General features: G+C 69.3%; 10 protein-coding genes. 5 read left to right on the top strand and 5 right to left on the bottom strand.

What is annotated here, in order from left to right; translation table 11 throughout:
- Positions 1–193 precede the first annotated feature (193 nt).
- Genes J2739_RS14270 through J2739_RS14255 form a run of 4 tightly spaced genes read right to left on the bottom strand, consistent with a single transcriptional unit; the run spans position 194 to position 5182 of the window.
- Positions 194–2380, bottom strand: coding sequence for an alpha/beta hydrolase domain-containing protein (locus J2739_RS14270; protein ID WP_309902693.1), 2187 nt, complete (start codon positions 2378–2380; stop codon positions 194–196).
- Positions 2381–2419: 39 nt separating this feature from the next.
- Positions 2420–3385, bottom strand: coding sequence for a Bug family tripartite tricarboxylate transporter substrate binding protein (locus J2739_RS14265; RefSeq protein WP_309902691.1), 966 nt, complete (start codon positions 3383–3385; stop codon positions 2420–2422).
- 49 nt (positions 3386–3434) lie between these two features.
- The gene (locus J2739_RS14260) at positions 3435–3803 is read right to left on the bottom strand and encodes an AtuA-related protein (RefSeq protein WP_309902689.1); all 369 of its coding nucleotides are present in this window, start codon (positions 3801–3803) and stop codon (positions 3435–3437) included.
- Positions 3800–5182 (bottom strand): acyclic terpene utilization AtuA family protein, encoded by a 1383-nt coding sequence (locus tag J2739_RS14255; protein WP_309902687.1) that lies wholly within the window; start codon positions 5180–5182, stop codon positions 3800–3802. Before J2739_RS14255 ends, J2739_RS14260 begins: the two co-directional genes overlap by 4 nt.
- Before the next feature lie 105 nt (positions 5183–5287).
- Here J2739_RS14255 and J2739_RS14250 point away from each other — a divergent pair, with 105 nt between their 5' ends.
- The gene (locus J2739_RS14250) at positions 5288–6199 is read left to right on the top strand and encodes a LysR family transcriptional regulator (RefSeq protein ID WP_309902685.1); all 912 of its coding nucleotides are present in this window, start codon (positions 5288–5290) and stop codon (positions 6197–6199) included.
- A gap of 58 nt (positions 6200–6257) precedes the next feature.
- On the opposite strand, the gene J2739_RS14245 is transcribed toward J2739_RS14250, so the two are convergent.
- Positions 6258–7691, bottom strand: a complete 1434-nt coding sequence (locus J2739_RS14245) for an aminotransferase-like domain-containing protein (RefSeq protein WP_309902683.1) — start codon at positions 7689–7691, stop codon at positions 6258–6260.
- 202 nt (positions 7692–7893) lie between these two features.
- Between J2739_RS14245 and J2739_RS14240 the strand changes: the two genes are divergently transcribed.
- From J2739_RS14240 to J2739_RS14225, 4 genes are read left to right on the top strand one after another with little or no spacing between them, the layout of a single operon-like run.
- A complete protein-coding gene (locus J2739_RS14240; protein ID WP_309902681.1) occupies positions 7894–8988 on the top strand; it encodes an ABC transporter ATP-binding protein in 1095 nt (364 codons plus the stop codon).
- A 58-nt stretch (positions 8989–9046) separates the two neighbouring features.
- Positions 9047–10078, top strand: coding sequence for a polyamine ABC transporter substrate-binding protein (locus J2739_RS14235; protein ID WP_309902679.1), 1032 nt, complete (start codon positions 9047–9049; stop codon positions 10076–10078).
- Between the two features lie 6 nt (positions 10079–10084).
- On the top strand, positions 10085–11341 hold the full coding sequence (locus J2739_RS14230) for an ABC transporter permease (protein WP_309902676.1): 1257 nt from the start codon (positions 10085–10087) through the stop codon (positions 11339–11341).
- Between the two features lie 17 nt (positions 11342–11358).
- Positions 11359–12177 carry an ABC transporter permease gene (locus J2739_RS14225; RefSeq protein ID WP_309902675.1) on the top strand — a complete coding sequence of 273 codons (819 nt, stop codon included), beginning with the start codon at positions 11359–11361 and terminating at the stop codon, positions 12175–12177.
- Positions 12178–12194 lie beyond the last annotated feature (17 nt).

Genomic DNA, 12194 nt, shown 5'->3' with positions numbered 1-12194 from the left:
AACTGGCCGGCGCGAGTCCCCACGGGCGTTTCGACAGGATGCCGTCAAAACAGGCATCGACCCTCCGCGGGGCATGCGCACCGGCGAGGCGCGGACGCTCGCCTCCATGTTTTGAAAACTCAGGTACTCATACCTGTTGCCAGTTCGTGACGAATGCCACGCCGGCGAAACACACGCCGGCGCGCCTGTGGCGTCAAGGCAGCACCGGGTTGGCCTGCGCCCGCTGGATGCGGCGGTCGGCATCCCGCTGCAGCAGGAAGCGCTGCGCCACCAGGCTGTTCGCGGCATCCGTCACGGCCGTGACGAAGCCGGCCTGCGTCCCGTAGAGCGACTCGATCGAAGGCCGCGTGTCGCCGGCCGCGATGCGCGCCGCCTCGGTCTTGTGGAAGGGGATGAAGCTGCCCGTCAGGTTGGCCAGGTCGACGATGCCGGGGGTTGCCACGTAGTTGAATTCGAGGCTGGTGCCCAGCGGCGCCTGCACGTCGACGCTGCGGATACCCGCCCGCGTGAGGCCGGTGCCCGGGTCGACCTGCGGCACCAGGATCGCGTAGTCCTTGCCCATGTAGGAAGGCGGCACGATGGTCGGGATGCCGGACTCGTCCTCCGGCCGGTACTGCGGACCATAGTCCAGCAGCGGAAAGCCGTTGTAGCGCGCTAGGTAGGCGAAGGCCGGGATCGCCGCCGGCGTGCCGCCTGCGGGAGGCCAGCTGAGGCCCGCCATGGTCGGGAAGAGCAGCTGGCTGGGCCGCACCAGCGTGCCGTCGGCCACCTTGGGCACCTGGCTGGCGGGCGGCGGGGTGTTCTTGACGACCCAGTCCTCCATGTCGACGAAGAGCGCGCGGAAGGTGTCGGCGAAGTCCACCATCGAACCGGCCGGGTAGACCGTGGCGGCCGGGTTGAAGCCGATGCCCGTCGCCAGTCCGCCGGTGCCGCCGCCGTGCTGCGTGCTGGCGTAGTAGTAGATGCGCGCGTTATCGGGCTGCGCGAGGTCGGCGAAGCCGTTGGCGTCGGTCAGCACCGGCGAGCCCTGCAGCTGCCAGAACTCGGTGCCCGACAGCCCGAGGAAGAACTTGGGGCAGGTGGCGGTGGCCGTGCAGCGCTTCATCACGCCGCCGCTGCGGCCCGAGACGGCATCGACGTAGTCGGCGGCGAGGCCGCGCGGCGCCGTCTGGCCGAAGGCGCGGTGATCGGTGCGAAGGCCACCGCCGCCGCCCGGCACCGCGAAGCGCGTATTGATGTTCGTCTGCCGGGCTGCCACATGGGCGTAGATGCCGTCGAACACCTTGCCGCCGTCGAGCCGCTGGTTGAAGCCCAGGTGCAGGAAGGTCTTCATCGCGTTGCCCGACTGCGAGGTGCCCTGCCCGATCGTGTGCGCGATCTTGCCGGCCAGCGGGTTCGGCGTGCCGGCCGAATCCGCCGCGGCCGAACGGAAGAAGCTGATGGTGTCGCGCAGCGCCGCCAGGCCCAGGCCCATCACCTTCGGGTCCTTCGCGATGTACTGCAGCTCATACAGCTGGTTGGGCTGGAAGCCGCCCTTGAGGCACACCCGCGCCGGGTCGGCGGTGCCGGGGAAGGGATTGGCCGCGGCGTCGCAGCTGGCGAACTTCCAGTCCGAGGGCGCAATGGCGACACGCGGGTCGGTCTCGTTCACGCGCCGCGTCAGCAGGTAGCCGGGCTGCGTGTTGTCCAGGCTCGCCGGCGCGTAGGGAATCATGGTGCCGTTGAAAACGCCGCCGGGCAGGGCGATCGAGGGCGTGGGCACGGAGGCGATCAGCTCCGTCGCATAGGGCCCGGTGATCGAGGAGCCATCCTTGTTCTTCGCCACCGGCACCGTGACGGTGAGCCGCTGCGGCGTGCTCTTGGGCACGTCGCCTTGCCAGGCCGAAAACATCCACACATAGCCGCGCTCGAAGTACTCCGCGTCGCTCGGATTGGCGGCGAGGTTGGGCATCGTCAGGATGTTGCCGCGGTTGGGTGCGTCGTAGCGCAGCACGCCGTTGGCCTTGCCCATGTCCTTGGGCTTGAGCATCACGAAGTCGGCGCTGTACTCGACCATGCCGCGGGCGTTGAGGGGCGCGAGCTCCAGGTCCTGGATGATCGCGTTTTTGGGATCCTTGGGATCGACTTCGCCGCTCAGCGTGCCCGTGAGCTGCTCGTAGCCGGCGACGCTGCCGAAGCTGCCGGGGTAGTCGGCGGTGGTGCTGATCGTGAGCTTCATCTGCGGCGCGGCCGCCGTTGCCGGAGCGGGCGCGGGCGCCACCGGCAGGAAGCCGGAGAAGCCGCCGCCTCCTCCGCCGCCGCCGCAGGCTGTCAGTGTCGCGACCGCCCATGCGGCGGCGAAGAGTGCGCGCCGGCGGCGCGCCTCCTGAGTCTTGTGCATGCTTGTCTCCTGTTGTCGTGACGAGAATGGTCGGGCCGCTTACTCGGCCTCGATGCCCGCCGCTTTCACGATGCGGCCCCACTTCTGCGATTCGCCCTGCTGGAACTTCGCGAGCTCCTCGGGCGTGCTGGTGAACACTTCGGTGCCGCTCGGGTCGTAGAACGCGGTCTTCGCGGCCTCGCTCTTCGCCGCCTTCACCAGCAGCTCGTTGAGGCGCTTGACCACCGCAGGCGGCGTCTTCGCGGGCGCGTAGGCCGCGAACCAGTAGCCCATCTCGTAGCCTTTGACGCCGGCCTCGGCGATGGTCGGCAGCTCGGGCGCCAGCGGCGAGCGCTTGGCGCCGGAGACGCCCAGCGCGCGCAGCTTGCCGGCCTTGATCTGCGGCAGTCCGGTGGCGGTGTCGGTGATCATCATGTCGATCTGGCCACCCAGCAGGTCGGTGATGGCCAGCGGGTTGCTCTTGTAGGGCACGTGCAGCAGCTTGATGCCGGCCATCTGCTGCAGCAGCTCGCCGGCCATGCGGCTGGAGGAGCTGCCGCTGCCGAAGCTCAGCTTGCCCGGCTCCTTCTTGGCCAGCGCGATGAACTCGGCCACCGTCCTGGCCGGCGAGCTCGTGTTCACCACCATGATCTGGCCGCCTTTGCCCAGCGCGGCGACGGGTGCGAAGTCCTTCACCGGGTCGTAGGGCAGCTTCTTGAACAGGTGCTCGTTCGCGGCATGCGTGGTGTTGGTGGTGATCAGCACCGTGTAGCCGTCGGGCGCAGCCTTCGCCACCTGCTGCGAGGCGATGAAGCCGCTGGCGCCGGCCTTGTTGTCGATCACCACCGGCTGCCGGGTCTCGGCCGTCACGCCGTTGCCCAGGGCACGGGCGATCTGGTCGGTCGCGCTCCCGGCCGCGAAGGGCACGACGAAGGTGATGGGCTTGTCGGGGTAGGTCTGCGCTGCGGCGCCGCCTGCGGCCAGCAGCGCGGCGAGAAGCAGCGGGACGGATGGCAATCGGATCATGGTGGCTTGTCTCCTGGGGTCGTTGAATCGTCGAAAAGGAAATCGGTGCTCAGCCGCCGGGCGGCCCTGCGAGCCGGTGCAGCAGCGCGTGCGGCACCTCGATCGGCATGTCGAGCAGCAGGAAGGACAGGGCCTTGCCATGCGCATCGAGGTTGAGCGCGTCGTTCACGCCGCCGTCGAGCACGCCGTCGAGCACGAAATTCATGGCGCCCAGGCGCGGCATCAGGAAGCGCTGCACCCGGCCGGGCACGCGGTACCGGAACTGCGCGGCCACGGCCTCGGGCGTGATCTGCTCGACCAGCAGCGGGTAGAGCTCGGAATGCCAGGCGATCACGCTGATGTTGGAGCGGTCGCCCTTGTCGCCGGTGCGGCCATGGGCGGCGCGGAACAGCGGGACGCGATGCACTTGCTGCGTCATGCCTGCGCCTCCAGGATTTCGAAGCGCACCGGCACCTGCTCGCGCGGCAACAGGCAGGAGCGCGTATTGAGGCGCGGCGTGAGCGCCGTGCGCACGCCGCCGCCGCCGGCCGGGCCGCAGGTGTAGAGCGCCATCACCTCGCGCGTGAGCCGCTCGGCCTGCGCGCGCTCGTCGTGCACCGCGGCCACCCGCAGGCGCACGTCGCGCGCGTCGCCCGGGGGCGTGGCCGCCAGGGCGCGGCCGCCGTCGTCGGCCAGGATGCTGATGGCGCCGATCAGGTCGACCCGCAGCCGGAGCCCCGCGAGGCGGCTGCGCAGGATGTCGGCGGCCAGCCGGGCCCGCGCCTCGGCGCGTGCGCCGGCATAGGAGATCTCGCCCTCGGCCAGCCAGCCGCCTTCGAAGCAGACGTTGACCTTGTACCGCGCCGGCCGCGCATGGCCGCGGACGCCGGACAGCGCCACGCGATCGGCGCCGGCGGCGCGCACCTCGGCCTCGCCGATGTCGGCCACCACGTCGGGCGTGAGGTAAGCGGCCGGGTCATGCACCTCGTAGAGCAGCTGCTCCTTGACCGTGGCCTCGCTCACGAAGCCGCCGGTGCCCTCGGCCTTGCCCAGCGTGCAGCTGCCGTCGGCGTCGATCTCGGCGATCGGGAATCCGATCGACGCCAGCCCCGGCACATCCTTGTAGCCCGGATCGGCGAAGTAGCCGCCGCAGACCTGCGCGCCGCATTCGAGCAGATGGCCGGCCATGGTGGCGCGGCCGAGGCGCTCCCAGTCGTCGGCGCGCCAGCCGAAATGCGACATCGCGGGCCCCACGGTGAGCGAGGGATCGGCCACGCGCCCGCAGACCACGATCTGCGCGCCGGCATCGAGCGCCGCGGCGATCGGCTCCGCGCCGATGTAGGCGTTGGCGCTGACCACGCGCATGCCGTCCATCGCCGGGCCCAGTTCCGCGCGCAGCAGGGCCCGGTGTTCGCTGCCCGAGAGATCGTCGCCCTCCACCACCGCGATGCGCGGCGCGGCGGCGCCCACTTCCCGTGCCAGCCGGGCGATGCAACGGGCCGCGGCGCGCGGGTTGGCGGCGCCGAAGTTGCTGACGATGCGGATGCCGTGCGCCAGGCAGCGCGCCAGCACCGGACGCAGCATCGCCTCGAGCAGCGGCTCGTAGCCGGACTCCGGATCGGCGCGGCGGCGCAGCTGCGCCAGGGCCAGCGTGCGCTCGGCCAGCGTCTCGAAGATGAGGAAAGCGCGCCGCCCCGCGGTCGCGCCGCCGAGGCGGGCGATGAGGGTGTCCACCACGGGGCCGGCGCCATCGGTGCGGTCGCCGGAGAATCCGGCGGCGCAGCCGATGAGCAGGGAGGATGCAGGCGAAGGACTCATGCTTGTCTCACGTTGTGATGCGAATGTAGGCATTCCTCAGTCATCCGTAAAATCGAAACTTCGGATCGGCTCATTCGTCGTTCAAATCAATGGATCCATTGCCCCATGGCCTCCACGGACCTTTCCACCCGCCAGCTGCGTGCCTTCGTCGCGCTGGTCGACCTGCCCAACTTCACGCGCGCCGCGCAGGCCTGCCATCTGTCGCAGCCGGCCTTCAGCACGCTGATCCGTGCGCTGGAGCAGGAGGTCGGCACCCGGCTTTTCGACCGCAACACGCGCAGCGTGCAGCTCACGCCCGAGGGGCACCTGTTCGAAGCCTCGGCGCGCCGGCTGCTGGCCGATGTCGAGCGCGCCATCGGTGACCTGGGCGACCATGTGGAGCGGCGCAAGGGCCGCGTGCATGTCGCCGCCCTGCCCTCGCTCGCGGCCGGCTGGCTGCCGGCGCTCTTCTCGGACTTCCACGCGCAGTGGCCCGGCATCGAGCTGGCGCTGAGCGACCAGTTGTCGGACGCCTGCATCGACCTCGTGCGCGGCGGCCAGGCCGACTTCGCGCTGGCGGCGGCCGCCAGCCGCGCGGCCGACAGCGCCGAGCTGCGCCTGCGCGTGCTGTGCACCGACCGCTTCCACCTGGTGTGCCCCGCCGATCATCCGCTCGCGACGGAGCCCCGGCTCACGCTGCGCAAGCTGCAGCCCTTCGCCTTCATCCACATGACGCGCAACAGCAGCGTGCGGCAGGCGCTCGAGGTCGCGCTGCATCCGCTCGCGATGAACACGGTGCTGGAAGTCGAGCAGCTGGCCACCGTGATGGGCATGGTCGAGGCCGGCCTCGGCATCAGCGTGGTGCCCACGCTCACGCTGTATCAGTTCAGGCGCGAGACGATCGCCATCCGGCCCCTGCCGCTGCCCCAGCTCACGCGGCGCATCTACCTGGTGCAGCGGCGCGAGGGCAGCCTCTCGGCGGCGGCGCAAGGGCTGCACGACATGGTGGTGGAGCGGCTGGGATCGCTGTCGATCTGAGGGCAGCGAGCGCCATCACGCCGCTCGAGCGCCCCCTGATCCCGGAGAAAAGGCGCATTCACTCCTCGACCTGCTGCGACAGCTCGCAGTGCTGATGCTGTTCGATGCTGCCGCCCAGAAAACGCCAGAGCCGCTCGTCTTCGCTGAACGCGACGTTGAAGCGCAGCCAGCCGGTCGGGCGCGGATTGACCAGGAACAACTGCCCCGGGCCGAGCATGATGCCCTCGGCGGCCGCGCGCGTGGAGAGTTCGGCGCTGTCGACGATGTCCGGATGCCGCGCCCACAGATACATCCCCGCCGACGCCTCATGGAACAGCTCGAAGCCCAGCGCGTCCAGCCGGCGCGCCACGGCGGCCTGTGCCCGGCCCAGCCGGTCGCGCAGCGACTTGAGGTGCTTGCGCCAGCGGCCATCGGTCACCGCGCCGAAGGCCAGCCGCTCGGTGATGTCCGAGGACGTCAGCCCGGAGACCATCTTGAGCTGCGCCAGGTCTTCGAGCAGTTCGGGCCTGGCGACGACATAGCCGACGCGGATGGTCGGCGAGATGGTCTTCGAGAAGCTGCTCACGTAGACCACCTCGCGCAACTGCCCCAGGCTGGCCAGCGACGGGCGCATCGACGCGTCCATGTCGGCGTAGATGTCGTTCTCGACCAGCATGAAGTCGTGCGCCCGAGCAAGCTCCAGCAGGCGCACGAGTTGCGGCAGGGAAGCCGTCGAGCACGTCGGGCTCTGCAGCCGTGGCTGCGTGAAGAAGGCCTTGGGCCGGTGCACTGCCAGCAGCGCCTCCAGCGCCGGCAGGTCGTAGCCGGTCGGCGTGCGCGGCACGCCGATGAGCTGGACGCCCAGGAAGCGCAGCATGAACATCAGATTGGGGTAGCCGGGGTCGTCCACCAGGACCGCTTCGCCCGGCTTGAGCAACCGGCGAGCCACCAGGTCCAGCGCCTGGCTGGAGCCCTGGGTCAGCAGCACCTGCGCGGCATCGACCACGATCTGGCGTTCGGAGAGCGATTCGGCCACCGCCATGCGCAGCGCCATGTGTCCGAAGGGCAGGCCGTAGCCGCCGATGTCGGTTCCGCCGGCGGACAGGTGGCGCAGGCTGCGGCGCATGCCATCCTCGAACAGCCAGTCGTGCGGCAGCCAGCCGCAGCCGGGCTTGAGCTGCAGGTTGCGGTTCTCGAAGATCTGCTGCAGATACCACCGGGCATCGAAGCGCGGGTCGGCGCGCGGTGCGCCGGGCGCACCGGCGGCGCCCTCTTCGCTGCGCCGCTTGACGAAAAAGCCCGCGTTCGCGCGCGACACCAGCAGGCCCTGGGCCACCAGTCGGTCGTAGGCTTCGACCACCGTGAAGACGCTGACGCCGTGGGCGGCGGCGAAGGCACGGATCGACGGCAGCTTGCTGTCGGCCTTGAGTCGCTGGGTGCCGATCAGCCCGCGCAGCCCCTCCACGATCTGGCTGACCAGAGGTGTTGGAAGTTCAGGGCGAAGAATGAGCATCGGAGGGAGCCTCGGGCAGACCGATCTGCACCATATGGAGGAAAGTATGTACAGGATACAAGACCAGTACAGTCCGCCGAACGAGGACCCCGGCTGTACATGGCCGCGCCGGCTTGCGAAACCTAAAGTGCTGCCACTTTCATTCCGCCGACGGCATCCGGCTGCCCATAGACGAAGTCCAGGCCCCTCCTTGAACACCGCCATGACCCAAGAACCGCTGGTGCGCTTCCAGCGCGTCCAGAAAACCTACGACGGCGAACAGCTGGTGGTGCGCCAGCTCGACCTGGACATCCACCGCGGCGAATTCCTGAGCCTGCTCGGGCCTTCGGGTTCGGGCAAGACCACCACGCTGATGATGCTGGCGGGCTTCGAGTCGCCGACCTCCGGCGACATCCTGCTCGACGGCCGCCATATCACGGGCACGCCGCCGCACAGGCGGCACTTCGGAATGGTGTTCCAGAACTACGCCTTGTTCCCCCATCTCAGCGTAGGCCAGAACGTGGCCTATCCGCTCACGGTGCGCAAGGTGCCGAAGGACGAGCAGCGGCGCCGCGTGCAGCGCGCGCTCGAGATGGTGCAGCTGCGCGGCATGGACGACCGGCTGCCCGGCCGGCTTTCCGGAGGCCAGCAGCAGCGCGTGGCGCTGGCGCGTGCGCTGGTGTTCGAGCCCCAGCTGGTGCTGATGGACGAACCGCTCGGCGCGCTCGACAAGCAGCTGCGCGAACACATGCAGATCGAGCTGAAGGAGCTGCATCGCCAACTCGGCGTGACCTTCGTCTACGTGACCCACGACCAGGGCGAAGCCCTCACCATGAGCGACCGCGTCGCCGTGTTCAACGAAGGCGTGATCCAGCAGCTCGACACGGTGGAGCAACTCTACGAGAGGCCGGCCAACCGCTTCGTCGCCGGCTTCGTCGGCGACAACACGGTGCTCAAGGGCGTGCTGCGCAGCGCCGGCAACTGCGCCGAAATGGCACTGCCGGACGGCCGCGTGCTGACCGGCCTGAATGTGAGCGGCGCAGCCGCGGGCGCCGAGGTCGAGGCCTGCATCCGTCCGGAACGCGTGGTGCTGGAGCGGCAGGTCGAGGCCTCGGGCCCCGGGGTGCTCGAGGCCGAGGTGGCACGCGTCATCTACTTCGGCGACCACCTGCGGCTGCTGTGCACGATGGGCGGCGGCCAGGCGGACGCCACGGTCAAGCTGCCGCTGAGCGGCCTGCAGGGCGCCGCGCCGCCGCAGGGCGGTGAGCGCGTCTGGCTCAGGTTCCCGATCGACCACGTGCGCATCTATGCGGCCTGAGCGCCTTCGCACACTTTCTTTTTTCTGCCACCGCCAACCCACAAGGAATCTTCCTTCCATGAAAAAGACCCGCCTCGCCCTGATCGTGGCCGCCGCCGTGCTGGCACTGCCGGCACTTGCGCAGCAGCAGATCACCGTCGTCAACTTCGGCGGCGCCAATGCCAACGCCCAGAAGAAGGCCTACTACGAGCCTTACGAGAAGACCGGCACCAAGGTCATCCCGGTCGAATACAACGGCGAGCAGGCCAAGATCAAGGCGATGGTGGAGACCAGGAAGGTCACCTGGGACGTGGTCGAGGTCGAATCGCCGGACGCTGCGCGCGGGTGCGACGAAGGCCTGTTCGAGAAACTCGACTACTCGAAGATCGGCAACAAGGCGGACTTCCTGCCGGCCGCCGTCACCGATTGCGGCGTCGGGGTGTTCGTGTGGTCCACCGTCATGGCCTACAACGGTGAGAAGCTCAAGACCGCCCCCACCTCCTGGGCCGATTTCTGGGACGTGAAGAAGATCCCGGGCAAGCGCGGCATGCGCAAGGGCGCGCGCTACAACCTCGAGTTCGCGCTGATGGCCGACGGCGTGAAGCCGGCCGATGTCTACAAGGTGCTTGCCACCAAGGAGGGCGCCGACCGCGCCTTCAAGAAGCTCACCGAGCTCAAGCCGAACATCCAGTGGTGGGAAGCCGGCGCGCAGCCGCCGCAGTTCCTGGTGGCCGGCGACGTGGTGCTGACCACGGTCTTCAACGGCCGCATCGACGCCGCCAACCGCGAAGGCCGCAACCTGAAGATCTTCTGGCCCGGCGGCATCTACGACCTCGACTACTGGGTCATTCCGAAGGGCGCGCCCAACAAGGAGGCCTCGCTGAAGTTCATCCAGTTCGCCATGCAGCCGGGGGCGCAGGCGGTCTATGCGCAGAACATCGCCTATGGCCCGACCAACACCAAGGCCCTGGCGTCCCTCGACAAGAAGGTGCTGGACGATTTGCCGACCTCGGCGGCCAATGCCAAGGAAGCCATCCAGTTCAGCGTCGCCTTCTGGGCCGACCAGGGCGAGGCGCTCGAGAAGCGCTTCGCCTCGTGGGCGACGCAGTAAGCGGCCATGCACGCGGCAACGCTCGCCTCCCACCTCCCGGCGGAGGCTCCGCCGGGAGCGCTTCGCCGCGCCCTGGCGCGCGCCGAGGCGCGCCGCAAGTGGCGCGCGTTCGCACTCACGCTGCCGCTGCTGCTGTTCCTGCTGCTGACGCTGCTGGTGCCGATCGTCGCGCTGCTGCAGCGCGCGGTCGAGAACCCGGAAGTGGCCAACGCCCTGCCCCGCACGGTGCGCGCGCTCGACGGCTGGAGTCGCAAGGAAGCGCCCGCGCCGCAGGCCTATGCCGCAATCGCCGCCGACCTCGGCCAGCTGCCCGACAGCGCCGATGCCGGGGCGCTGGCGCGCCGGCTCAATACCGAGATCGCCGGCGCCCGCTCGCTCGTGATGGGCGCCTACCGCGCGCTGCCGATCACCGGCACGCCGGAGGAAATCAAGGCGCGCCTGCTGAGCCTCGACCCGCGCTGGGGCGAGGCGCCCTACTGGCAGGCGATCGCCAAGAACGGCTCGCGCTGGACGCCCGACTACCTTCTGGCCTCGGTTGACCTGCGGCGCGACGTGACGGGCAGTGTCGAGCGCATGCCGCCGGACCAGCGCGCCTTCGGCGGCATTCTCCTGCGCACCTTCGAGATCAGCGCCGTGGTCACCTTCTTCTGCCTGCTGCTCGCCTACCCGCTCGCGTGGTGGCTGTCGACGCTGCCGGCGCGCAAGGCCAACGTGCTGATGATCCTGGTGCTGGTGCCCTTCTGGACCTCCATCCTGGTGCGCGTGGCGGCCTGGATCGTGCTGCTGCAATCCGAAGGGCTGGTCAACCGCGGCCTCATGGGCATCGGGCTGATCGACCATCCGCTGGCGCTGCTGTTCAACCGCACCGGCGTGATCATCTCGATGGTCCACATCCTGCTGCCCTTCATGATCCTGCCGCTGTACAGCGTCATGAAAAGCGTGCCGCCGACCTATGTGCGCGCAGCCGTCTCGCTGGGCAGTCCGCCGCTGGCGGCCTTCTTCCGCGTCTATGTGCCCCAGACCTACCCGGGCATCGGCGCCGGTGCGCTGCTGGTCTTCATCCTGGCGATCGGCTATTACGTGACGCCGGCACTCCTGGGCGGAGCCGATGACCAGATGCTGAGCTACTACATCGCGCGCTACACCAATGTCGAGATCAACTGGGGCATGGCCTGCGCGCTCGGCGCCCTGCTGCTGGCCGCCACGCTGGTGCTCTATGCCGTGTACCGCCGCGTCGCCAAGGCTGACCTGAGCCTGGGCTGAGCGCACGAAAGACAAGCATGCCGAAGCTTCCCGAGTTCCCCGCCTACGCCACCTTCGCCGACAAGCTCGGCTGGTGGGCGGTGCGCGCCGGCTGCGTGGCGGTGCTCGCCTTCCTGCTGGCGCCGATCCTGGTCGTGATCCCGCTGTCCTTTTCGGACAGCTCCTTTCTGGCTTACCCGATCCCCGGCTGGTCGCTCAAGTGGTACCGCAACCTGTTCGAGTCGCCGGAATGGGCGCGGGCGGCGCGCAACAGCTTCATCGTCGCGCCCGCCGCGACGGTGCTCGCCACCGTGCTGGGCACGCTTGCCGCAGTGGGCCTGTCGCGCACTGACTTCGCCTTCAAGGGCCTGCTCATGAGCGTGCTGATCTCGCCGATGGTGGTGCCGATCGTGGTGGTGGGCGTGGCAACGTACCTCTATTTCGCGCCCATCGGGCTGGCCGACAGCTACCTGGGCCTGATCGTGGTGCATGCCGCGCTGGGCGCGCCCTTCGTGCTGACCACCGTGCTGGCGACGCTGGCCGGGTTCAACCACAACCTGGTGCGCGCCTCGCTGAGCCTGGGCGAAACGCCCTTCAACACCTTCCTGCGCATCACGCTGCCGGTGATCGCCCCGGGCGTGATCTCGGGTGCGCTGTTCGCCTTTGCGACCTCCTTCGACGAGGTGGTGGTCACGCTGTTCCTGGCCGGGCCCGACCAGGTCACGCTGCCGCGCCAGATGTTCACCGGCATCCGCGAGAACATCTCGCCCACCATCGCCGCCGTCGCGACCCTGCTGATCCTCTTCACGACCAGTCTGCTGCTGGCGCTCGAATGGCTGCGCGGCCGCCGCCGCTGAAGCCACTTCGCACGGGG

This window comes from Variovorax soli (genome assembly GCF_031454625.1).
Taxonomy (GTDB): Bacteria; Pseudomonadota; Gammaproteobacteria; order Burkholderiales; family Burkholderiaceae_C; genus Variovorax; species Variovorax soli_A.
This window is presented reverse-complemented; position numbering and strand designations above follow the sequence as displayed.